This is a genomic window from uncultured Pseudoflavonifractor sp. (assembly GCF_944387275.1).
GTDB lineage: Bacteria > Bacillota > Clostridia > Oscillospirales > Oscillospiraceae > Pseudoflavonifractor > Pseudoflavonifractor intestinihominis.
Map to the genome: position 1 here is coordinate 33,448 of NZ_CALXEG010000014.1, position 23,343 is coordinate 56,790.

Below are 23,343 nucleotides of genomic sequence, written 5' to 3' on the forward strand. Positions count from 1 at the left end.
CATCCGGAGGTGTTGCCCCATGGCAAAGCAACGGAGTACCGCACCCCTCAGCGCGGACGCGCTGTCGGTGTTCTGCTATCAGCTCTCCCTGATGATGCACGCCGGCATCGGCTCTGAGGAGGGCGTGGAGGTGCTGGCCGAGGACGCCGCCGACCCCGGCAGCAAGGCCCTGCTGACTGCTCTCCACGCCTCCCTGCTGGACGGCGCGCCCCTGTCCCAGGCACTCAGCGCCAGCGGCGCCTTCCCCGGGTACATGGTGCGCATGGTGGAGATCGGCCAGGCCGCCGGCCGGCTGGATCAGGTCCTCTCCGCCCTGGCCGCCTACTACCGCCGGGAGTCGGAGACAGCGTCGGCCATCCGCCGGGCCGTCCTCTACCCCGCCGTCATGGCAGTGCTGGTGGCGGCGGTGTTCCTGGTGCTCATGACCCGGGTGCTCCCCGTGTTCCAGCAGGTGTTCCGGCAGCTGGGCCTGACTCTGTCCCCCGCCGCCCAGGCCCTGATGACCGCCGGCGCAGCCGGGCAGTATGTCGGCGGCGTGCTGGTGGCGCTGCTGGCCGTGGGCGCGGTGGTTCTGCTGGTGCTGTCCCGGCGGCAGAGCGCGGGGGCCCAGCCCATGGAGGCCCGCCTGCTGGGAAAGGGCAGGGCTGCCAAAGCGGTGGACCGGAGCCGCTTCGCCGCCGCCATGGCCCTCATGCTCTCCAGCGGCCTGCCCCTGGACGAGGCCATGGAGCGCACCGTCCACCTGCTGGAGGGCTCCGCCCTCTCCCCCGCCCTGAAGGACTGCCAGTCCCGCATGGAGCAGGGGGAGGACTTCTATAAGGCCGTCACCGCCTGCGGGCTGCTGGACGGCCTCCAGGCCGGGCTGCTGGGCGCCGGGTTCCGCTCCGGCGTGCCCGAGCAGGCCATGGAGGAGCTGGCCTCCCGCTGCCAGGAGGAGGCCGACGAGCGGCTGTCCTCCCTGCTGTCCCGGCTGGAGTTTGCCCTGGTGCTGCTGCTGTGCGTGGCCGTGGGCCTGGTGCTCCTGTCGGTCATGCTGCCCCTGCTGGGCGTGCTGACCGCCATCGGCTGACCGATCTCATCGTGAAAGGGGGTCTCCGCCATGGGCGGCAGACGTGCCTCATTCCTGCGGCGGGTCCTGCCCGCCGCCGTGTTCCTCATCGCCCTGGCGGCGGCCGGGCTGCTGTTCACCAGGGTCATCAGCGTCCGCACCGACGCGGAGGTCCTCGCCCTGGCCGAGGAGAGCGTCCGGCGGGCGGCGGTGGAGTGCTACGCCCTGGAGGGCTTCTACCCCAGGAGCCTGGACTACCTGGTGGAACACTACGGCGTCACCGCCGGCGACGACCGGTACATGGTCTCCTACCAGTATGTGGCCTCCAACCTGATGCCAGACATCACAGTGCTGGCCCTGGGAGAATAGGCTCTTCCCGTAAAAAACGCTTTTTGTAAGGGGGTGTCCCCATGAAAACCCATTCCGGCGGCGCCGGGCTGCGGCGGGTGGTCATCGTGTGTCTGGCGGCGCTGTTTGCCCTGCTGGCCATGGGCGTGACCCTGATGGGCACCGGCGTGTACCGCGCCGTGGCCGACGACGCCGCCGCCAACTCCGCCCAGCGCACCGCCCTGTCCTACGTGGTCAACCAGATCCGCCGGGCGGACGGGGGAGGCGTGGCCGTGGGCACCTTCGGCGGCGGGGACGCCCTGCGCCTCACAGAAACCGGTGAGGACGGCAGCGTGTACGTCACCCTGATCTACTGCTTTGAGGGCTCCCTCCGGGAGCTGTACATGGAGGAGGGCACCGGCCTGGCGCCCGAGGACGGCATGGAGCTGCTGCCTCTGTCCTCCCTGACCCTGTCCGTCACGGAGCGGGGCGGGCTGGACATCTCCGCCGGCGACGGGGAACACCAGTGGTCCGTGACCCTGTATCCCCGCACCGGCGTGGAGGAGGTGGGGACGCTGTGAAGGAATCGGGCAGCCGTTTTTCCCTCTTTCTCATGGAGCTGGTGATCGACCTGTTCCTCTTTGTGCTGTGCGCCGCGGTGTGCGTGGGGCTGCTGCTCCACGCCCGGAGCATGAGCCTGGAGAGCACCCGGCTCACCCAGGCGGTGTACCTGGCCCAGAGCGCCGCGGAGGCCCTCCGGGCGGGCGACGCCCTGCCCCAGGCCCCGGAGGGGTACCGGTGCCAGGTCAGCCAGGGGGAGGAGGACGGCCTCTCCACCGCTGAAATCGAGATCTTCTGGGGCGACACGTCCCTCTACACCCTGGAGACCAGCTGGGTCCCCGCCCTGGGCGGGAACAGCGGTGAGGAGGTGGCCCTGCCGTGAAGAAATCTCCGCCGCCCATCGGCATCGGCGTGGTGTCCATCATGACGGTGCTGCTGGTGCTCACATTGTCGGTGTTCTCCGCCCTCACCCTCACCTCGGCCCGGGCCGACCTGTCTCTGTCCCAGACCAACGCCGGCACAGTGTCCGCCTACTACGCCGCCGACGCCCAGGCCGCAGCGCTGTACGCCGGGTTTGCCGCCGGCACGGACGCCGAGCTGGACACCTATATTCCCATGACCGACACCCAGTCCCTCCACCTCCACCTGGTGCGGAGCGGGGACGGGGTGGAAATTCTCGCCTGGCAGACCGTCCCGGTGGAGGACGACGGCGGAGACGGGGACCATCTGCCCGTCTTTGACGGCACACTGCCGGAATAGGAAGGGGTTTGCCATGAATTTAGTTGATATTCTCACCCACGCGGTGGAGCGGGAGGCCTCCGACATCCTCCTGATCCCCGGCCTGCCCGCGGCCTACAAGATCAGCGGCGTCATCACCCGGGAGGGGGAGCGGCTCCTGCCCGACGCCCTGGACGCCCTGGTGCGGGAGGCCTACTCCCTGGCGGGAAACCGCTCCATGGACCGGCTGGAGCGCACCGGGGACGACGACTTTTCCTTTGCCGTGGCCCATCTCTCCCGGTTCCGGGTCAACGCCCTGCGGCAGAGGGGCTCTCTAGCCCTGGTCATCCGGGTGGTGTCCTTCTCCCTGCCCGACCGGACGGCCCTGGGCATCCCGGACAGCGTCATGAACTTCGCCGCCTGCTCCCGGGGTCTGGTGCTCTTCACCGGCCCGGCGGGCAGCGGCAAGACCACCACTCTGGCCTGCATCGTGGACGCCATCAACTCCTCCCGCAACCTCCACGTCATCACCATCGAGGACCCCATCGAGTACCTCCACCACCACAAGATGAGCGTGGTCACCCAGCGGGAGCTGGCCACCGATACCACCAGCTATGACGCCGCCCTCCGGGCCGCCCTGCGGGAGGCCCCCGACGTGATCCTGGTGGGCGAGATGCGGGACGCGGAGACCATCAAGGCCGCCGTCACCGCCGCCGAGACCGGCCACCTGGTCATCTCCACCCTCCACACCCTGGGGGCGTCCAACACCATCGACCGGATCGTGGACTCCTTCCCCCCGGAGCAGCAGCAGCAGATCCGCACCCAGCTGGCCCTGGTCATCGAGGGCGTGGTGTCCCAGCAGCTGGTACCCACCAAGGACGGCTCCCTGATCCCCGCCTTTGAGGTGATGACCGTCACCCCCGCCGTGCGCAACATGATCCGGGAGTCCAAAGCCCACCAGCTGGACAATGTGATCTCCTCCTCTGCCGCCGACGGCATGATCTCCATGGACCAGAGCCTGCTCCAGCTGGTGAAAGCGGGCCGTATCGGTCCGGACGCCGCCCTGGGCCACTGCGTCAACAGTGACTGGCTGCGCAAGCGTCTGGCCATGAATTCTTGAACAAGGGAGGTTTGATACATGTCCTTTTCCAACCTGAACAGCCCCAGCGCGGTCCTGCGGGTGTGCGTGGACCGCTCGGACAACGGCCGGATCTCCGGTATGGTGTACAGCCAGCGGCTCACCCGGCCCATGGCCTTCTCCGACATGGGCAGCCTGATCCTCCGGCTGGACGACGTGCTGGAGAAGCAGAACTTCCCCCAGGCCTTCCAGCACTCCCGCACCTTCCGGGAGCATGAGAGCCACGTCCCCGCCGCCGCCGACCCCAGCGAGGGCATCCCTCTGGATGAGGTGGAGGGCTCGGCCGGTTCCCTGGCCACCTTTACCCTGTGTGTCATCTCCCGGCGCAACGCCTCCTGGCAGGGCTGGGTGGACTGGATGGACGGCTCCCCCAAGCAGCAGTTCGCCAGCGCCCTGGAGCTCATCCGCCTGGCGGAGGAGCGTTTCCTCTGAGGCCTCGCTTTTCCATATCCTGTGCCCTGCCGCATCCGGTGCGGCAGGGCTTCTTTTTATCCTGGGTCAAATGACGGGGCGGAACCATTTCCCGCCGCGGGATATTTCCCGTTTCAACTTGTATCTTTCTGCTATCTTTGTTATAATGAAAAGTAATTTTCTATCCAATTTCGGGGGCACACCCATGAAGTACAGACATTGGAATCTACGCGCACCGTCTCCCGCGGCCCAGGCGGCCATGGAGGCGGATGGGGTCCCCCCGCTGGCGGCCGCGGTGCTCTGCGCCCGGGGCCTGGACACCGTGGACAAGGCAAAGGACTTTCTCCGCTCCGACGAGGGCCTGCTGTGGGACCCCTTTCTCCTGAAGGACATGGACCGGGCGGTGGGGCGTATCGCCGCCGCCCTGGACCAGCGGGAGCACATTGCCGTGTACGGCGACTACGACGTGGACGGCATCACCTCCACCTGCCTGCTCACCGACTACCTCCGCAGCCGTGGCGCCAAAGTCACCCCCTACATCCCCGACCGGATGGAGGAGGGTTACGGCCTGAGCTGCTCCGCCGTCTCCGCCCTCCAGGCCAAGGGCGTGAGCCTGATCATCACCGTGGACTGCGGCATCACCGCCGTGGCCGAGGCGGAGTTTGCCGCCTCCCTGGGCATCGACCTGGTCATCACCGACCACCACGAGTGCAAGGACCGCATCCCCGCCGCCGCCGCGGTGGTGGACCCCCACCGGCGGGACTGCGGCTACCCCTTCAAGCATCTGGCCGGGGTAGGCGTGGCCCTCAAGCTGGTGCTGGCCCTGGGGGACAGGGCGGAGGAGCCCGCCCTGCTCCGCCGGTACGCCGACCTGGCCGCCGTGGGCACGGTGGCCGACGTGATGCAGGTGGTGGGGGAAAACCGGACCATCATCCGCATGGGCCTGACCGCCCTGAAGGACACGGCCCGGCCCGGCCTGCGGGCCCTGCTCCATGAGGCAGGCCTGACCGAGCGGCCCCTCACCTCCGTATCCATCGGGTACACCCTGGCCCCACGGATCAACGCCTCCGGGCGGATGGGCTGCGCCGGACTGGCCGCCGAGCTGCTCCTGACCTCCGACCCGGCCCGGGGCGAGGCTCTGGCCCGGGAGTTGTGTGCCCTCAACCGGGAGCGGCAGGCCGTGGAGCTGGACATCTATGAGGAGTGCGTGGCCATGGCCGACGCCATGGCCCCCGAGGACCGGCCCGCCCTGGTCCTGGCCCGGGAGGGCTGGCATCAGGGCGTGGTGGGCATCGTGGCCTCCCGCCTGAGCGAGAAGTACTCCTGCCCCACCTTTATGATCTGCCTCCAGGACGGCAAGGGCAAGGGCTCCTGCCGGTCCTTCGGCGGCTTCAACCTGTTCGCCGCCCTGGAGCAGTGCCGGGACCTGCTGGAGGGGTTCGGCGGCCACGAGCTGGCCGCCGGGTTCACCATTCTGGAGGGGAATATCCCCGCCTTCCGGGCGCGGATGCTGGAGCTGGTCCGCTCCTCCACCGGCGGCGCGGCCATGGAGTCCTCCCTGGAGGTGGACGCCGAGGCCGACCCCGCCCTGCTGACCCAGGAGGGCGTGCTGTCCCTGGACCTGCTGGAGCCCTACGGCACCGGCAACCCCAAACCGGTCTTCTCCATGTCGGGCTGCACCGTCACCTCCGCCACTGAGGTGGGCGGCGGACGGCACCTGAAGCTGAAGGTGTCCAAGGGCGGGCGCAGCTTTGACGCCATCTTTTTCTCTGTCTCCCTGGCGGAGGCGGGCCTGGCCCCCGGCGACCGGGTGGACCTGGCCTTCTCCCCCCAGATCAACGAGTTCCGGGGCTGGCGTTCGGTGCAGCTCCAGCTCATCGACCTGCGCCCCGCCCTCACACGGGCCCAGGCGGAGCGGGCGCTCTACGAAAAGCTCCACTCCGGCGCGTCCCTCACCCCCCAGGAGGCCGCCGCCCTCACCCCCAGCCGGGAGGAGTTCGCGGCGGTGTGGCGGTACCTGAAGAACCGCAGCTCCGCCGGACGGCTGGAGGAGACGGCGGGCCGCCTCTCCCGGAACATTGCCCGCTCCTTCGGCCTGCGGGAGACCTTTATGCGCACCATGGTGTGCCTGGAGGTGCTGGACGAGCGGGGGCTTATCCGGGTGGAGCACTCCACCGACCACCTGTGCATCGACCTGACCCCGGTGGAGGGCAAGGTCAACCTGGAGGACTCATACATCATGCGCCGCCTGCGCAAACTGACCGAAGGCGTGTGACCCCTTACGTTCCCACCCCCCCCCCGCGACATTTTCGGAGGTGATTTTATGGACCCCATCCTGGAGCGCTATCAGGCGCTGGAGGATAAGATCAAATCCTATAACCCGTCTCTTGACACCAAGCGGCTCTTCGACGCGTTTACCTTCGCGGATAACGCCCACTCCAGCCAGCTGCGCAAGGACGGCTCCCCCTATATCACCCATCCCCTGGCGGTGGCCGAGATCGTGGCCGACCTGGGGCTGGACACCGACTCCATCATCGCCGCCCTGCTCCATGACACCATCGAGGACACCGGCGCCACCCATGAGGAGATCGCCAAGCGGTTCGGCCCCACGGTGGCCGACCTGGTGGAGGGCGTCACCAAGCTGACCCGGGTGCAGTACACCTCTAAAGAAGAGGAGCAGATGGAGAACCTGCGCAAGATGCTCATGGCCATGGTCAAGGACATCCGGGTGATCCTCATCAAGATCTGCGACCGGCTCCACAACATGCGCACCATGGAGTACCAGTCCCCCAAGAAGCAGCGGGAAAAGGCCCTGGAGACCATGGAGATCTATGCCCCCATCGCCCACCGGCTGGGCATGCAGCGCATCAAGTGGGAGCTGGAGGACACCTCCCTCAAGTACCTGGACCCCATCGGCTACCAGGAGATCGCCGACGAGCTGGCCGCCCGCTCCTCGGCCAACGAGGAGTTCATGGCCTCCATCCAGAAGAAGATACAGGACCGGCTGGCCGAGGAGGGCATCAAGTGCACGGTGTACGGCCGGGTGAAGCACATCTACTCCATCTACCGGAAGATGTACGCCCAGAACAAGACCCTGGATGAAATTTTTGATCTCTATGCCTTCCGGGTGATTGTAGACGACATCCCGGAGTGCTACAATGTGCTGGGCTGCATCCACGACCTGTTCCGCCCGGTGCTGGGCCGGTTCAAGGACTATATCGGCACCCCCAAGCCCAACGGCTACCAGTCCCTCCACACCACCGTCATCGGCCGGGAGGGCATCCCCTTTGAGGTACAGATCCGCACCCAGGAGATGCACAACACCGCTGAGTACGGCATCGCCGCCCACTGGAAGTACAAGCAGGGCCTGGCCAACGAGAAGCTGGGCACCGAGGCGGCCTTCGAGTGGGTGCGCAAGCTGCTGGAGAACCAGCAGGACACCGACGCCGAGGAGTTCGTCCGCACCCTGAAGGTGGATATGTTCGCCGACGAGGTGTTCGTGTTCACCCCCCGGGGCGACGTGATCAACCTGCCCGCCGGCGCCACCCCCATCGACTTCGCCTACTCCATCCACTCCGCCGTGGGCAACAAGATGACGGGCGCCAAGGTCAACGGCCGCATGGTGCCCTTTGACACCCCCCTGAAAAACGGCGACATTGTGGAGATCATCACCTCCAAGTCGGCCCACGGCCCCAGCCGCGACTGGATGAACATCTGCAAGTCCAACGAGGCCCGCAACAAGATCCGCCAGTGGTTCAAGAAGGAGAAGCGGGAGGAGAACATCGCCACCGGCCGCGCCTCCTTCGAGGCCGAGCTGAAGCGCGCCGGCATCACCCTGGCCCAGATCACCGCCGAAGACGCCCTCCCCTCCATTCTGAAAAAGGTCCGGTTCAACTCTCTGGACGAGCTGTACGCCGCCATCGGCTACGGCGGCATGACCGCCGTCAAGTCGGTGGTGCGCATCAAGGACGAGCTGACCCGCCTGGGCCGCCTGAAAGAGGAGAAGGCGGCCGCCGAGCGAGCCGCCAACGAGGTGGTCTTCCCTGCCTCCCCCGCCCCCGCGCCCGGCCAGGTCAAGGCCCCCCGCAAGTCGGAGTCCGGCATCGTGGTGGAGGGCCTGGACAACTGCCTGGTCAAGTTCGCCAAGTGCTGCACCCCCGTGCCCGGTGACCCGGTGGTGGGCTTTATCACCCGGGGCTTCGGCGTGTCGGTCCACCGGGCCGACTGCCCCAACGCCGCCCCCGAGAAGCGCCGCCCCGAAGAGGCCGGCCGCTGGGTGAATGTGGCCTGGGTGGGCAGCGATCAGGCCGCCTACCCCACCTCCCTGGAGATCTCCGCCAAGGACCGGGACTGCCTGGCCATGGACGTGACCATGGCCCTGTCCGCCGCCAAGGTGAAGGTGGACTCCTTCTCCGCCCGGGGCATGCCCGACGGGTATGCCTCCGTGTCCATCGTCCTGGAGGTCAAGGACCGGGACGAGCTCAACAACGTCATCAACAAGCTGGGGCAGATCTCCGGCGTGTACCAGGTCAAGCGGGTGTCCGGCTGACCCCGCTCCCGTCTCAGGAGGCTGGAATATGACTGATAGAGAGATCGCCGCCCTGGAGGCGGCCCTGTCCTCCGCCTTTCAGGGCGGAGAGCTGCGCCGGCGGGAGCTGCGCCTCACCACCGAGGAGGCAGAGTACCTGGCGCTGCGGTGGGAGCGGGTGCGCCTCACCGCCATGTCCCCCTCGGGGGACAAGATGTGGTATACCGTGGAACTGAACGTTCTGCCCGCCTGAATCCCCCTGATCCATTATAATAAAAGGAAGTAATTCGACATGAGCCAACAGCCCTTTGTCCCCCTGCTGCTGGGGGCAGACATCAACGTGTACAGTATGGCCCGGGCCTTCCACGAGGCCTACGGCGTCAAGACCGTGGCCTACGGCATGTATCCCTCCGGCCCCTGCTACGGCAGCGACATCATCGACTACCGGGTGTGCCAGCACAACGACGAGCCCCAGGTGGTGCTGAAGAACGTCACCGAGGTGTCCCGGGAGTTCCCGGACAAGAAGGTCATCGTGCTGGGCTGCGGTGACAACTACCTGACCTCCATCGCCGTCAACCTGCCCAACTTCCCCGAGAACGTGGTGGCGCCCTACATCGACCTGGCCCTGATGGAGAAGCTCATCCACAAGGAGCGGTTCTACCAGCTGTGCGACCAGTACGGCATCGACCACCCCGCCACCTATGTCTACCACAAGGGGGAGGGCCACGGCTTCCAGCTGCCCTTCTCCGGCCCCTTCGTGGTCAAGCCCGCCGAGAGCGCCACCTACTGGGATCACCCCTTCGACACCCAGAAGAAGGCCTATGTGCTCCAGACCCGGGAAGAGGTGGACCAGGTCATCGACGACATCTACAACCACGGCTATGAGGACTCCCTCATCATCCAGGACTTCATCCCCGGGGACGACTCCTACATGCGGGTGGTCACCAACTACTCCGGTGAGGACGGCAAGGTGGAGCTCATGTGTGTGGGCCACGTGCTGCTGGAGGAGCACACCCGCCACGGCATCGGCAACCACGCGGTCATCATCACCGAGGAGGCCCCCGAGCTGTGCGAGAAGCTGCGGGCCTTCCTGGAGGACATCAAATTCACCGGCTTCTCCAACTTTGACGTGAAGTTCGACCAGCGGGACGGCAAGTTCAAGGTCTTTGAGATCAACTGCCGCCAGGGCCGCAGCAACTACTATGTCACCGGCGCGGGCCACAACCTGGCCAAGTACCTGGTGGAGGACCGGATCTTCCACCGGCCCGCCCCTCTGACCGTCACCAAGAACCGCCACCTGTGGCGGGTCATCCCGGCCAAGGTGGCCTACGACTACATCCCCAGCAAGTACCACCAGGAGATGAAGGCCCTCACCGCCGCCGGCGCCTGGGTCAACCCCCTCTTCTACAAGGCGGACCGGAACCTGATCCACAAGCTGCGCATCATCAAGGACCAGTGGCGGTACAAGGAGCGGTACGCCAGCTCCATGGAGAAGGCCAACTGAGAGGATTTACCATATGAACGAAGCAAAACTCGGCATCTTAGGTGGAATGGGCCCCCAGGCCACCCAGGATTTCTACCAGCGCATCCTGGACCGGACCGACGCGTCCTGTGACCAGGAGCACCTGCCCACCGTCATCCTCAGCGATACCCGCATGCCCGACCGCACCTCCGCCATCCTGGGCGGGGACGCGGAGGGCTGCTACCGCCGCCTCCTCCAGGACGCCAGGACCCTGGAGCAGGTGGGCTGCACCGCCATCGCCATCCCCTGCAACACCTCCCACTTCTTCGCCGACCGGCTCCAGGAGGAGCTGTTCATCCCCATCATCCACATGGTGCGGGAGACGGTGAAGGTGCTCTCCTCCGATCCGGGCGTCCACAAGGTGGGCATCCTGGCCACCGACGGCACCGTCCGCACCGGCGTGTACCAGCGGGAGTGTGAGGCCCAGGGCCTGGTGGCCTACTCCCCGCCCCCCGAGGTGCAGAAGGTGGTCATGAGCATCATCTACGACGAGATCAAAAAGGGCGAGAAGGGCAGCCGGGAGAAGTTCGCCGTGATGGACAAGTGCCTGCGGCAGGCCGGGTGCGACGCGGCCATTCTGGGCTGCACCGAGCTGTCGGTCTACCGCACCTACCACCCCCTGCCCGACTTCTACGTAGACGCCATGGACATCCTGGCCGAGCGGTGCATCACCTACTGCGGCTACAAGCTGCGCATGGTGTGACCCGCGCCTCTCCCCAAGGGGGAGGCGCCCATAGTGCCGTCCCCACCCCCTATATTCCCCCGCCCCGCCGGCGCCCGGCGGGGCTATTTCCTCTCTGGAGGTGTTTGCCTTGTCCCGTCCCCACTTTCCCCTGGGCGACTACTACCAGTTGCTGCTGAAAAACGGCCTGCTCGCCGACGCCGCCCCCCTGCCCGCCGACCTGACCCGGGAGGTCCGGCTGGTGTCCTGCGACTCCCAGACCGTGGTGCCCGGCACCCTGTTCATCTGCAAGGGCGCGGCCTTCAAGCCCCAGTACCTGCTGGACGCGGCGGAAAAGGGCGCCTTTGTGTACGTCAGTGAGCGCCGGTGGACGGAGTGCGCCCTGCCCTGCATCCTGGTGACCGACATCCGCCGCTCCATGGCCCTGCTGGCCGACCGGGCCTGGGACCACCCCTCCGGGCGGCTCCGCATCACCGGCATCACCGGCACCAAGGGCAAGACCACCACGGCCTACTTTCTCAAGTCCATCCTGGACGAGTGGCGGCGGAGCCAGGGCAGGCACGAGAGCGCCATTTTGTCCACCATCGTCACCGACGACGGCGTGGAGCGCCGTCCGGCCAAGCTGACCACCCCGGAGCCCCTGGACCTGCAGCGGCACCTGTGGAACGCGGCGGAGTGCGGCGCGGAGTACCTGACCATGGAGGTGTCCAGCCAGGCCCTCAAGTACCACCGCACCGGGGGTGTGGACTTTTCCGTGGGCGTGTTTTTGAACATCGGAGAAGATCACATCAGCCCGGTGGAACACCCGGATTTTGAGGATTATTTTGCCTCCAAGCTGATGATTTTCCGCCAAAGCGCCGCCGCCTGTGTGAATCTGGACAGCGATTTTGCCGAACGAATCCTGACCGCCGCAGAAAGTTGCAGCAAAATATACACATTTTCCACCAAGTTTTCCACAGCCCATATCTTCGCCAGCGAGATCCGCCGGGAGGGGGACGCCACCCGCTTCCTGGTGCGCACCCCCCGTTACACCCGGGAGCTGTCCATAGGCCTGCCCGGCTCCTTCAACGTGGAGAACGCCCTGGCCGCCGTGGCGGCTGCCGAGGCCCTGGGCGTGCCCGAGTCCGACGTGGCCGCCGGTCTGGCGGAGGCCGCGGTGCCCGGCCGGATGGAGACCTTCAACACCCCCGACGGCAAGCTCACCGTCATTGTGGACTACGCCCACAACGGCATGAGCCTGGAGGCGCTGCTCTCCTCGGTCCGGCGGGACTTCCCCGGGCGGCAGCTGACCGTGGTCTTCGGCTGCACCGGCGGCAAGGGCCTGGACCGCCGGGAGGGCATGGGCCAGGCAGCGGGCCGCTGGGCCGACCGGATCATCCTCACCGAGGACGACCCCGGCCCCGAGGAGGTGGCCGACATCTGCGCCGACATCGGCAGGTACATTGCCCCCTCCGGCAAGATCTGGACCGTCATCCCCGACCGGGAGGAGGCGGTGGAGCGGGCCATCCTGGAGGCCTCCACCCCCGCCGTGGTGGTGCTGGCGGGCAAGGGGGCCGAGCAGCAGCAGAAGCGGAAGCGCGGCCCCGAGCCCTGTGTGCCCGACGGCCTGCTGGCCCGGCGGGCGCTGAAGCACTATGACCCCTGAGCTGGACAGAGCCTTTGCCGCCTGCGGCGCGGCGGCCTGGGGCGGGCTCGCCTGGGCGGACGCCCTTTCACATCTCACCCCTCAGGCTGTGGAAAAAACGCTGGCCCTCTGTCCCACGCCTGGGGCGGTGCTGGTGGCCGCCTTCCCCTACTTCGCCGGGGACGAACCGGGCAATCTGTCCCTCTATGCCCGGGGACGGGATTACCACCTGGTTTTGACCGAAAGATTGAATACGATTTGCGATGTTCTTCGGCAGAAATACCCTTCGTATTCGTTTTTCCCCGGTGCGGACAACTCTCCCCTGCCGGAGCGGCAGCTGGCCTGGGCCTGCGGCATGGGGCTGCGGGGGCGCAACGGCCTGCTCATCCTGCCCCCCTGGGGGTCCTATGTGTTCCTGGGCACCATCCTCACCGACTGTCCCCTGGAGTTTTCCACACAGCCGCCCTCAAATGTGTGCATCTCCTGCGGAAAATGCGCCGCCGCCTGCCCGGGCGGCGCACTGAGCGGCGAGGTTTTCCACCTCTCCCGCTGCCTGTCGGACATCTCCCAGAAGAAGGGGGAACTCTCGCCGGAGGAGACCGCCCTGCTCTCCGCCCAGGAGTGCCTGTGGGGCTGCGACCTGTGCCAGCGGGTGTGCCCCTACAACGCCCATCCGGCCATGACCCCCATCTCCGACTTTCGGGAGGATTTGATCCCCTCCCTCACTCCCGCCGACCTGGAGGGCCTGACCAACCGCACTTTTCGGGAGAAGTACGGCCACCGAGCCTTTGCCTGGCGGGGCCCCGCCGTGCTGCGGCGGAACCTGGCCCTGAAAGCGCACGGATAGCAGCAGCGGAGCGCCGGAAAACCGGCTGCTCTGCTGTTTTTTGTCCCCGGATGTATCACCGCCCCATTTTCCGGCTATACTGGACTGTGAAGGGAGGCGGGCCCGCCTCCCAGCCTGAAGAAAGCGGTGGAATTGATATGCAGGTACGCGACCTGATGAGCAGCAGCGTGGTATCCATTGCGCCGGGAGAGTCGGCGGCTCTGGCAGCCCGGCTCCTGTCCCGGCACAACATCGGCTCTCTGCCGGTGTGCGGGGCGGACGGACGGCTCCGTGGGATTGTCACCGACCGGGACATTGTGCTCCGGTGCGTGGCGGCGGAGGAAAATCCGGCCAACACCCCGGTGCGGGACATTATGTCCCGCAACTGTGCGGTGGTCTCCCCGGAGGACGACCCCCGGGAGGCCTCCCGGATGATGGCGGCCGCCCAGGTGCGGCGGCTGCCCGTCACCGAGGAGGGCAAGGTGGTGGGCATGGTCTCCCTGGGAGATCTGGCCCTGAGCCAGGCCTACGACATGGAGGCCAGCAAGGCTCTGGCCGACATCTCGGACAACATCAAGCGGCTGTAAAAAAGCGCGTGGACGGATACCGTCCACGCGCTTTTTGTATTTACTGGTCCCACAGGGTCTCCGCATTCCAGCTGTCCTCTGTAATATCGGAGATTTTGACCAGGGGCTGGGTGTACTGCCGGTCTGTCTTATCCAAAAATACCGCCGAGACGGTGAAGCCGCTGGCCACCTCCTCATCAGTGCAGATCATGGACAGGGTGTAGGCCGAGCTGTCATCCAGCTGAGATGCAGGGTGACTGCGGGCCGCCCCTCCGGGGCAGGTAATCTGAAAGCGTACCCGCATTCCCTCAGCGCTCTGAGCCGGAACCAAATTCAGCTTCAGGGCTCTTGTGCCATACTCCGTGGTCTCAATGGTGAAGTCTACATGGGAGACCAGGGGCAGGGCAGGGTCCAGTTCCGCCTCTGTCTGCCCGCTCTGGCTGCCGTCCGCCTGCTCCAGCCGGCTGATGCGGCTTCCCAGACTGCTTATCTGTCCGATGAGGTTGTCCGTCAGCTCCTCCAGTTGTTGGATCTTGTCCTCCTGGCCGGTGAGCGCATCCCCCTGCTCCTCCAGCTTCTCATTCAGCCGGAACAGCAGCACGCCCTGGACGCACACCGCCACAGCCAGCACCACGCACAGCGCCTTCCACCACCGGCCGTTCCGACGGGGCGGTTCGTCTTTTTCCGGCGGGTTCTCCGCCTCTTCCTCCGGAGGCTGCTCCCCTGAGTCCTCCGGCTCCTCCCGGGGCGTCCCCTCCACCTGGAGCAGGTCGTGAAGATTTACCGCAAAGAGACGGGAGAGTGCGATGAGCTTGTCCACCTCGGGCACCGCGCCGTCGGCCTCCCACTTGCTGATGGCCTGACGGGATACCCCTAACTTCTCTCCCAGGCCCTCCTGAGAGAGCCCGGCATCGTGACGCAGCGTCTGAATTTTCTGTCCCAGCGTCATGGCGTTCACTTCCTTTCATGGCCACATTCTAGCATCCGGACCCGTTTTCCGCAATCAAGCCGCCCTTACCCTCTGTCAACCGCTGGTTGCGGCCGAAAAAACAGCGCCCCCACGCCGATACAGGCCCGGGGACGCCGGTGATCCCGCCCTAAAAGCGGGTTTTATTTCTGTTCCGGTGTGGCCATGAACCGCCCGGTAAAGGGGGGCAGCTCCAGGGTGAGGACGCCGTCCTCCGCCTCCATGGCCTGGCCGCCCAGCAGGTCCACGGCCTCCCCCTCCCAGGGGATGGCCACGGTCTCGCTCTCCTGTCCGGCGTTGACGGCGCACAGCACCGTCTCCTCCTCCAGGGTGCGGGTAAAGGCCAGCACCCGGCCGGCCGCCTGCACGTACCGGATATCGCCCCGGCGGAGGGCTTTCCGGCTCTTCCGGGCGGCGCCAAGGGCGGTGAACAGCTCCACCAGCTCCTTGTCCTCGTGGCCCCAGGGGAAGGTGCGGCGGTTGAAGGGGTCCTCAAAGCCCTCCATGCCCGCCTCATCCCCGTAGTACACGGTGGGCGCGCCCGGGAAGGCGAACAGGAGCATGGTCCCCAGGGCCAGCCGCTCCTTGCCCCGGGAGCGGTCGTGGTCGTTGAGCCGGGCGTGGGCCCGCCAGTCCCGGCTCTGGCCCCGCTGCTCGCTCTTCTCCCCCAGCAGGGTGAGGATGCGCATGGTGTCGTGGGTGCCCAGGGTGTTCATGGCCGAGTACCAGGCGAATTCCGGGTAGTTCTCCCGCAGGGTCTCCATGGAATCCTGGAACCGCTCGGCCCCGCCCCCCAGCAGGTAGTCCACCACGGCGGTGCGGAAGGGGTAATTCATCAGCCCGTCGCAGTGGCCGCCCAGGATGTGCTTGCGGCGGACGCCATAGGCGATCTTATTGGAGCCGTCCTCCCACACCTCGCCGATGATCACCGCGTCAGGGTTCTCCGCCCGGGCGGCGTCGTGGATGGCGGCCACCACCCGGTCGGGCAGCTCGTCAGCCACGTCCAGCCGCCAGCCGTCCGCGCCGGCCCGCAGCCAGGAGCGGATTATGCCGTCCTTGCCGGTGATGTACTCCAGCCAGGTGGGGCTGTTCTTGTTGGTGGTGGGGAGGGAGTAGATGCCCCACCAGGAGGTGTACTGGTTGGGCCAGTGCTGGAAGCAGAACCAGTCGTAGTAGGGGGACTGGGGCCCCTGACAGGCGCCGGGGTTGGGGTAGGACCCGTCGCCGTTGAAGTATTTGCTGACAAATGCGGTGTGGTTGAACACGCCGTCCAGCATGATCCGCATGCCCATGGCGTGGGCCTGGGCGCACAGGTCGGAGAACTCCTCCTTGGTGCCCAGCATGGGGTCCACCTTCTCGTAGTCGCCCACGCCGTACCGGTGGTTCTCCGGGCCCTCAAAGATGGGACAGAGGTAGATGGTCTCCACCCCCAGGTCCCGCAGGTAGGAAAGCTTGGAGCGGATGCCCGCCAGGCTGCCGCCGAAAAAGTCCCGGTTGCGGATCTCCCCGTTCTGGTCGGGGCGGTACTCCGGCTCCTCGTCCCAGCCCTGGTGGACCCAGCGTCCCCCTACCATACCGGCGGGGTTGGGCACCGACAGGCGGCAGAACCGGTCGGGGAAGATCTGGTAGGCCATGCCCTCGCCAAACCAGCGGGGCACCTTGTCGTTCTCGTCGTATACCGTCAGCTGATACTCCCCCGACTCCTTGCCCGACTTGCCGTCCAGCCGCTCCAGGCGGAAGGAGTACCAGATCAGGCCCATGTAGCCGTCGGTGTTCAGGGCGCCGGTGAACATATCCCGGGCCCCATCCAGGCCGCTCCACACCATGGGCACCTCGATGCGCCTGTTGTCCCAGGACTCCAGCCGGGCGGTGAGCACGCCCCGGGAATAGCCCTCGGCCCGGAGGGGCCGGAGGGTGAAGGTCACCTCCGTGCCGCCGGGCACTGCGCCGTATGGGGTTTTGAAACGGAGGTCCCTTGCGTCATAAGTCTGTGGATCTATCATGGAATCATCCTAACTGGGTTCAGAATTGCCGCGCCTTACAGCCCCAGCTCCTGATTGATCAGGATCACTTCGGCGTAGGGGATGCCGTTGGGCTTTTTCCACAGCACCGTGAGGGCCCGGCAGATCCGCTCGGGGCTGTTGCAGTTGTAGCAGCGGTCCCCCTTCTGGGCGCAGGGGGTCTTGCGGCCCAGGCGCTGGGCGTTCTTGGGGGCGGCGATGTTCCGGGCACGCCAGAGGGCCTTGTCGTAGTCAGGCGCAATCTTGTTCACGCCCACCAGCAGATAGAGCGCCTCATGGCCGCAGATGGTGCCCACCACCCGGTTGCCGGTGCCGTCGATGTTGACGATCTCGCCGGTCTCAGCCAGGCCGTTGACCGAGCTGATGTATACCTGGGCCGTGGCGGCGTCCTGGGCGCTGCCCCCCAGCCAGTGCCAGTAGACGGTGTTGTGGGCGGGCAGCAGCTTCTCCAGACCCATCTGCTGGGCGGTCATGCACCCGCCGATGCCGATGCTCTTGCCGTCCAGCTTGCCGTCCAGATAGCGGGCGGCCTCCTCAGCCGTCTCAAAATAGCTGGTGGCAAAGCCGTTGTCCTCCAGATTCTTGCGCAGTTTTTCAATGTCTGCCATATGTACCGCTCCTCTCTATTTTATGCGCCCGGGCCGCAGCCCGGAACGCTTTTTTCTCACAGGTCGTTCTGCTTGTACTCCCGGAAGCCGTCGCCCAGCACCTCGTAGGCGTCGCAGACGATGATAAAGGCGGAGGGGTCCAGCTGCTTGACCATCCGCTTGATGGACACGATCTGCCGCTGCTTGAAGGCGCACATGAGCACCTTCTTCTCCGCCCGGGAGTAGGCCCCCTGGCCCTGGAGGATGGTGACGCCCCGGTCCAGGTCGTTGACCAGTGCGTCGGCGATCTCCTTGAAATGGTCGCTGATGATATAGGCCACCTTGGCGCTGTCCAGACCGTAGAGCATCCGGTCCATGACGATGGAGGCGATATACAGGGCCACCAGGCCGTACAGGGCGCTGTAAATGCTGCCGAAGGCGATGGCGGTGGCCACGATGACCACCAGATCGGTGGCCATGAGCAGTCTGCCCATGGGCAGCCAGCTGATCTTCAGCTTGAGCAGCCGGGCGATCAGGTCGGTGCCGCCGGTGGTGGCTCCCTGCTGGAACACCAGCCCCAGGGAGGCGCCCATCAGAATGCCGCCGAAGATACAGGCCAGCAGGGAGTCCATGGGCTCAAAGGTCCAGAAGCTGTTCACCAGGTCGATGAACACCGAGGACACGGCCATGGCGTACAGGGAGGAGAGCAGCAGGTGCCCCCCGTACAGCCGCCAGCCCAGGATGAACAGGGGGATGTTCAGGATGATGACCACCGTGCCGATGGGGGCCCAGGGCAGGATGGCGTTGATGATCTGGCCCACGCCGGTGATGCCGCCGAAGGCGATGTCGTTGGGCATATAGAACCAGTTGAATCCCACGGCGTAGATGGCCGAGGCCACGGTGATCATGAAGTAAGACCAGAGCAGGGAAAGCACTTTGGATTTGGGTTTCATACATACCTCTCACAGGCGCCGGGGGCGTACCCGGCTGGGTTTATGGTTTCCACTTCGGCTCAGAGCAGGCTCATCTGCTCCTCGCCCCTGTCCTCTCCCTTCAGCAGGGCGCCGGCCACGGGCAGGCTGCGGGCCCGGTAGCGGGCGGTGTTGACGATGGGCGTCCGCTCCACCGGCTCCACCCGGTCCACGGAATACTTGGGCTTGAGGGTCATCACGTTGACGCCCTGGGTGGTGCGGGTGGCCTTGGGGGCCAGGAGGGCGGTATGGAAGATGAGGCAGCGGCCCTCGGTGGAGATCACCGCCAGCTCCAGGTCCTCCCGCAGCAGCAGAGCGGCGGCCAGGGGGGACTTGTCGGAGTAGGCGCCGGTGAGCTTCCGGCGGCGGGTCTGGGTCTGATAGGCGGAGAGCTCCACACGGGCGGCCTTGCCGTTGCGGAAGAAGAAGAGCAGGTTGCCCGAGTAGTCCCCGGGGACGCAGGCCCACACCACGCTCTCCCCCGCCTCCATCTCCAGCTTGGTGGGCAGATAGTCGCCCAGCACGGAGGCCTTGGCGTCGTCGAAGTCGCTCATGCGGGTCTTGTAGCACTGCTGTTTGTCGGTGAAGACCAGCAGCTCGTCCCGGTTGGTGCACTCCCACTGGAGCCACGCCCCGTCCCCCTCCTTGTACTTCTGCTCGCTGTTCATGCGCAGAGAGGCGGGGGTGATCTTCTTGAAATACCCCTCCCGGGAGAGGAAGGCGGTGACCGGGTAGTCGGGGATCTCCTCCTCCGGCTCGGGCTCGGACAGGCGCTGGTGCTCGTAGACGATCTCGGTGCAGCGGGGCTGGGCGTACTTCTTCTTCACCGCCCCCAGCTCGGAGATGATGATCTTCTTGATGCGGGAGGGATTGCCCACGATGTCCTGGAGGTCGGCGATCTCCTCCTCCAGTGTAGAGGTTTCCTCGATCCGCTTGAGGATATACTCCTTGTTGATGTTGCGCAGCTTGATGTCGGCCACGTACTCGGCCTGGATATTGTCGATGCCGAAGCCGATCATCAGGTTGGGCACCACCTCGGCATCCTCCTCGGTCTCCCGGATGATTTTGATGGCCCGGTCGATATCCAGCAGGATCTTCTTCAGGCCCTTGAGCAGGTGGAGCTTCTCCTGCTTCTTCTTCATGACGAAGTAGGTCCGCCGGCGTACCCCCTCCATCCGCCAGGCCGTCCACTCCTCCAGGATCTCCCGCACGCCCATGACCCGGGGCATGCCGGCGATGAGGATGTTGAAGTTGCAGGCAAAGGAGTCCATCAGGGGGGTGGCGCGGAACAGCTTCTGCATCAGCTTGTCCGGGTCAGTGCCCCGCTTCAGGTCGATGGTCAGCTTCAGGCCGGTCAGGTCGGTCTCGTCCCGCATGTCGGCGATCTCCTTCACCTTGCCCGCCTTGATGAGCTCGGCCACCTTGTCCATGATGGCCTCCACGGTGGTGGAGTAGGGGATCTCGTAGATCTCGATGAGGTTCTCGCTCTTCAGGTAGCGCCACCGGGCCCGGACCTTGAAGGAGCCGCGGCCGGTGTTGTATATCTGGGCGATCTCGGCGGCGTCGTAGAGCAGCTCGCCGCCGGTGGGGAAATCGGGGGCCTTGAGCACCGCCGTCAGGTCGCAGTCGGGGTGCTTCAGGTACTCCACCGTGGCGTCGCACACCTCGGCCAGGTTGAAGCCGCACAGGTTGGAGGCCATACCCACGGCGATGCCCTGGTTGGCGGACACCAGCACGTTGGGGAAGGTGGTGGGCAGCAGGGTGGGCTCCTGCATGGTGCCGTCGTAGTTGTCCACAAAGTCCACGGTGTCCTGGTCGATGTCCCGGAACAGCTCGGCGCAGATGCCGTCCAGCCGCACCTCGGTGTAACGGCTGGCGGCCCAGGCCATGTCACGGGAGTAGACCTTGCCGAAGTTGCCCTTGGAGTCCACCAGGGGGTGGAGCAGGGCCCCGTAGCCCCGGGAGAGACGCACCATGGTGTCGTAGATGGCGGCGTCGCCGTGGGGGTTCAATTTCATGGTCTGGCCCACCACGTTGGCGCTCTTGGTGCGGGCGCCCCCCAGCAGCTTCATCTGGTACATGGTGTACAGCAGCTTCCGGTGGCTGGGCTTGAAGCCGTCGATCTCCGGGATGGCCCGGGAGACGATGACGCTCATGGCGTAGGGCATGTAGTTGATCTCCAGCGTCTCGGTGATGGGCTGCTCCAGCACCTCGGGCCGCAGGCCCATGACGTTGGGGTTGTTTTTGTGCTTCGCCCCCTCCTCGGGGGTTTTTTTCTTAGCCAATGGTGATCAATCCTCTTTCAGTTTCCGCCGGGCAGTCCGATCACGCCGTCGCGGAACAGGGTATCGTCCAGAATGTGGGCCATGGCCGGGTCCTCCAGGATGGTCTGATAGAGCTGGCCCCGGCTGGTCTGCCACACGTCGGACGCGGTCTGGCCCGACCAGTTCACCCAGCCGGTCAGGTAGTCCGTATAGGCCTCCTTCCAGCTGCCGTACAGCTGGCACACCTTGCGTGCCGCGGGCTCCACCATCTCCAGGGCCTCCCGGTAGGTCACAAAGCCCGCCAGATAGCCCCACTGGGCCAGAGTGCTCACCCGGAACAGGTCCCAGGCGTCGCTGCCGGCGCTCAGCGTGCCGGCGGTGTCCAGCAGGGCGGCCCGGTCGGTGATGCCCCAGCCCTCCCGCAGGATCTTGCGGCCTATGTCCGGGCCGGTCATCCCCAGCTGGTTGGTGCTGGTTCCCCCCACCGGGTCGGTGCCGAAGCGCTGCTTGCCGCCGAAGAGCATGGCCTCGTGGGGGTTGTTCTCGTAGTTGAGCACGGCGCTCATGGCCAGGGCCCAGTGTTCCAGGTTGGAGCCCTCCGCCACGCTCTTGTCCTCGGTGATGCGCACGTGCTGCTGCTCCCCGATCCACTCCACCTTCTGGCCGAAGAACTCGGCGATGTAGCGGATGGGGATATAGGTCCGGTTGTTCTCGGCGTAGGGGGCCACGTCCATCTGGAAGGGGACGCCGTTGCGGGTGGCCTGGGTGCTGCCCAGGGTCATGACGAACACGTCCTCCGCCCGGCGGATGGTGATGTCCCCCGTCTGGGCGTCATAGTCCACCGTGGAGCCCATCAGCTCGGCCAGCCGCCGGACGGGGACCATGGTGCGCTGGTAGCGGGCCTGGGCGGCGGTGGTGTCCAGGTAGTCGGCGCTCAGGCGCACCGCCTTGGGGTGGACCACCGCGCCGTCCAGGGTGACAAAAATCAGGCTTTTGGCGTAGCTGAGCCGCTGGGCCGGGATGATGCCGGTGAGCACGCTGCTGTAGACGTCCTCCATGGTGAACTGCTCATAGGACAGCAGGTACTCCAGCGCCCCCACGTACACGCCCAGCCCTCCCTCCAGGCCGGTGGTGATATCCCGGGAGGCCAGGACCAGCCGGGCGTTCCACAGGTGGCACAGGTAGGTGGCGGGCTCCTGGCCGCCGGCGTAGGTGGCCGCCATCTCAAAGTCGGTGCTGTAGGGCACCTTCTCCCCCTTGGCGGCGGCGTTGAGGGCAAATTTGACCGACAGCAGGCCCAGCTCGAACTGGACGCCCGGGTCCTTATTCATCCGCTGGAGCTCCCGCAGCCGGTTGAAGAGCACCGTATCCACGCCGCTGACCGGCTCCAGGTTGCCCGCCGCCGCGTGGGCCCGCAGGGACAGGATTTTTTCCCAGGTGTCGGCCTCATAGGCCTGGCTGTCGGGGAACACCACGTACTCCTCCGCCGGACACCAGTCGGGCGGCGTGGGCTGCACATCGGCCGCGGAGGCGGTCAGGGACGGCGCGATCAGGGTCAGCGCCAGTGCCAGGGACAGGAACAGCGCGAGGGTCTTTTTCATCACAAAAATCTCCCCATTTCCGTTTGTCCTTTCGGTGACCGCTTCCCGACGGTCTGCTGTCTGTAAACTTGTCCGCTTAAGAAATATCCGCCAGCTCCAGATATTTATACCCGTTTTCGGCAATGTGGTCCTTTCTGCCCTGGAGATTGTCCCCCAGCAGCAGATCGAAGACCTGGGCGGTGCGCTCCACGTCCTCGGGCATGACCTTGATCAGGCGGCGGGTCTCCGGATTCATGGTGGTGAGCCACATCATGTCCGGCTCGTTCTCGCCCAGGCCCTTGGACCGCTGGACGGTGAACTTCTTCCCCTCCAGGGAGGCCACAATGTCGTTCTTCTCCTTGTCGGAGTAGGCGAACCAGGTCTTCTCCTTGCAGTTGATCTCGTAGAGGGGGGACTCGGCGATATACACATACCCCCGCTGGATGAGGGTGGGGGTGAGGCGGTAGAGCATGGTCAAAATCAGGGTGCGGATCTGGAAGCCGTCCACGTCGGCATCGGTACAGATGACCACCTTGTTCCACCGCAGGTTCATGAGGTCAAAGGTGGCCATGTCCTTGGCGTGCTTGTCGTTGACCTCCACGCCGCAGCCCAGCACCTTTAAGAGGTCGGTGATGATCTCGCTCTTGAAGATCTTGGCGTAGTCGGCCTTGAGGCAGTTCAAAATCTTGCCCCGGACGGGCATGATGCCCTGGAACTCGGCGTCCCGGCTCAGCTTGACCGCGCCCATGGCCGAGTCGCCCTCCACGATGTAGAGCTCCCGGCGCTCGGTGTCCTTGGTGCGGCAGTCCACGAACTTCTGCACCCGGTTGGAGATGTCCATGCTGCCGGTCAGCTTCTTCTTGATGTTGAGCCGGGCCTTCTCCGCGTTCTCCCGGGCCCGCTTGTTGATGAGCACCTGCTCGCCGATCTTCTGGGCGTCAAAGGGGTTCTCGATGAAGTAGACCTCCATCTGGCTCTTGAGGAACTCGGTCATGGCCTCCTG

At 65.8% G+C, this 23,343-nt stretch carries 22 protein-coding genes; 15 read left to right on the plus strand and 7 right to left on the minus strand.

The window, feature by feature from the left end:
- Nucleotides 1–19: 19 nt before the first annotated feature.
- The 15 genes from Q0K23_RS05255 (at nucleotide 20) to Q0K23_RS05325 (ending at nucleotide 13,971) form a co-directional block, all read left to right on the plus strand.
- Entirely contained in the window at nucleotides 20–1,069 is a 1,050-nt protein-coding gene (locus Q0K23_RS05255; RefSeq protein ID WP_294518772.1) for a type II secretion system F family protein, read from the plus strand.
- Between the two features lie 30 nt (nucleotides 1,070–1,099).
- Nucleotides 1,100–1,417 carry a hypothetical protein gene (locus tag Q0K23_RS05260; protein ID WP_294518775.1) on the plus strand — a complete coding sequence of 106 codons (318 nt, stop codon included), beginning with the start codon at nucleotides 1,100–1,102 and terminating at the stop codon, nucleotides 1,415–1,417.
- Between the two features lie 41 nt (nucleotides 1,418–1,458).
- Nucleotides 1,459–1,956 carry a DUF4860 domain-containing protein gene (locus Q0K23_RS05265; protein ID WP_294518777.1) on the plus strand — a complete coding sequence of 166 codons (498 nt, stop codon included), beginning with the start codon at nucleotides 1,459–1,461 and terminating at the stop codon, nucleotides 1,954–1,956.
- A complete protein-coding gene (locus Q0K23_RS05270; RefSeq protein ID WP_294518780.1) occupies nucleotides 1,953–2,318 on the plus strand; it encodes a hypothetical protein in 366 nt (121 codons plus the stop codon). Before Q0K23_RS05265 ends, Q0K23_RS05270 begins: the two co-directional genes overlap by 4 nt.
- Complete coding sequence (locus Q0K23_RS05275) at nucleotides 2,315–2,695, plus strand: hypothetical protein (protein WP_294518783.1); 381 nt, start codon at nucleotides 2,315–2,317, stop codon at nucleotides 2,693–2,695. Before Q0K23_RS05270 ends, Q0K23_RS05275 begins: the two co-directional genes overlap by 4 nt.
- A gap of 13 nt (nucleotides 2,696–2,708) precedes the next feature.
- Nucleotides 2,709–3,773, plus strand: coding sequence for a type IV pilus twitching motility protein PilT (locus Q0K23_RS05280; protein ID WP_294518786.1), 1,065 nt, complete (start codon nucleotides 2,709–2,711; stop codon nucleotides 3,771–3,773).
- Between the two features lie 18 nt (nucleotides 3,774–3,791).
- Complete coding sequence (locus Q0K23_RS05285; RefSeq protein ID WP_294518789.1) at nucleotides 3,792–4,223, plus strand: hypothetical protein; 432 nt, start codon at nucleotides 3,792–3,794, stop codon at nucleotides 4,221–4,223.
- A 184-nt stretch (nucleotides 4,224–4,407) separates the two neighbouring features.
- Complete coding sequence (gene recJ, locus Q0K23_RS05290) at nucleotides 4,408–6,477, plus strand: single-stranded-DNA-specific exonuclease RecJ (protein WP_294518792.1); 2,070 nt, start codon at nucleotides 4,408–4,410, stop codon at nucleotides 6,475–6,477.
- A gap of 48 nt (nucleotides 6,478–6,525) precedes the next feature.
- Complete coding sequence (locus Q0K23_RS05295; RefSeq protein ID WP_294518795.1) at nucleotides 6,526–8,751, plus strand: bifunctional (p)ppGpp synthetase/guanosine-3',5'-bis(diphosphate) 3'-pyrophosphohydrolase; 2,226 nt, start codon at nucleotides 6,526–6,528, stop codon at nucleotides 8,749–8,751.
- 28 nt (nucleotides 8,752–8,779) lie between these two features.
- Nucleotides 8,780–8,983, plus strand: coding sequence for a hypothetical protein (locus Q0K23_RS05300; RefSeq protein ID WP_294518798.1), 204 nt, complete (start codon nucleotides 8,780–8,782; stop codon nucleotides 8,981–8,983).
- Nucleotides 8,984–9,022: 39 nt separating this feature from the next.
- Nucleotides 9,023–10,234 (plus strand): ATP-grasp domain-containing protein, encoded by a 1,212-nt coding sequence (locus Q0K23_RS05305; protein ID WP_294518800.1) that lies wholly within the window; start codon nucleotides 9,023–9,025, stop codon nucleotides 10,232–10,234.
- A gap of 13 nt (nucleotides 10,235–10,247) precedes the next feature.
- Nucleotides 10,248–10,955 (plus strand): aspartate/glutamate racemase family protein, encoded by a 708-nt coding sequence (locus Q0K23_RS05310; protein ID WP_294518804.1) that lies wholly within the window; start codon nucleotides 10,248–10,250, stop codon nucleotides 10,953–10,955.
- Between the two features lie 100 nt (nucleotides 10,956–11,055).
- Nucleotides 11,056–12,579: a Mur ligase family protein gene (locus tag Q0K23_RS05315; RefSeq protein ID WP_294518807.1), complete on the plus strand. Its 1,524-nt coding sequence runs from the start codon at nucleotides 11,056–11,058 to the stop codon at nucleotides 12,577–12,579.
- Nucleotides 12,569–13,405, plus strand: coding sequence for an epoxyqueuosine reductase (locus Q0K23_RS05320; protein ID WP_294518809.1), 837 nt, complete (start codon nucleotides 12,569–12,571; stop codon nucleotides 13,403–13,405). Before Q0K23_RS05315 ends, Q0K23_RS05320 begins: the two co-directional genes overlap by 11 nt.
- A gap of 137 nt (nucleotides 13,406–13,542) precedes the next feature.
- Nucleotides 13,543–13,971 (plus strand): CBS domain-containing protein, encoded by a 429-nt coding sequence (locus Q0K23_RS05325; protein ID WP_294518816.1) that lies wholly within the window; start codon nucleotides 13,543–13,545, stop codon nucleotides 13,969–13,971.
- A gap of 40 nt (nucleotides 13,972–14,011) precedes the next feature.
- Here the strand turns inward: Q0K23_RS05325 and Q0K23_RS05330 are convergent, their stop codons facing one another.
- From Q0K23_RS05330 to Q0K23_RS05360, 7 genes are all read right to left on the minus strand, one after another.
- A complete protein-coding gene (locus tag Q0K23_RS05330; protein WP_294518818.1) occupies nucleotides 14,012–14,899 on the minus strand; it encodes a helix-turn-helix transcriptional regulator in 888 nt (295 codons plus the stop codon).
- 161 nt (nucleotides 14,900–15,060) lie between these two features.
- A complete protein-coding gene (locus Q0K23_RS05335; RefSeq protein WP_294518821.1) occupies nucleotides 15,061–16,920 on the minus strand; it encodes a glycoside hydrolase family 13 protein in 1,860 nt (619 codons plus the stop codon).
- Nucleotides 16,921–16,955: 35 nt separating this feature from the next.
- A complete protein-coding gene (locus tag Q0K23_RS05340; RefSeq protein ID WP_294518825.1) occupies nucleotides 16,956–17,546 on the minus strand; it encodes a lactate utilization protein in 591 nt (196 codons plus the stop codon).
- Between the two features lie 56 nt (nucleotides 17,547–17,602).
- Nucleotides 17,603–18,478, minus strand: coding sequence for a YitT family protein (locus tag Q0K23_RS05345; RefSeq protein ID WP_294518828.1), 876 nt, complete (start codon nucleotides 18,476–18,478; stop codon nucleotides 17,603–17,605).
- A gap of 59 nt (nucleotides 18,479–18,537) precedes the next feature.
- Nucleotides 18,538–20,781 carry a DNA topoisomerase (ATP-hydrolyzing) subunit A gene (locus tag Q0K23_RS05350; protein ID WP_294518830.1) on the minus strand — a complete coding sequence of 748 codons (2,244 nt, stop codon included), beginning with the start codon at nucleotides 20,779–20,781 and terminating at the stop codon, nucleotides 18,538–18,540.
- A gap of 17 nt (nucleotides 20,782–20,798) precedes the next feature.
- Nucleotides 20,799–22,361: a stalk domain-containing protein gene (locus Q0K23_RS05355; protein WP_294518833.1), complete on the minus strand. Its 1,563-nt coding sequence runs from the start codon at nucleotides 22,359–22,361 to the stop codon at nucleotides 20,799–20,801.
- 76 nt (nucleotides 22,362–22,437) lie between these two features.
- A partial coding sequence (locus Q0K23_RS05360) for a toprim domain-containing protein (protein ID WP_294518836.1) occupies nucleotides 22,438–23,343 on the minus strand: 906 nt, incomplete at its 5' end.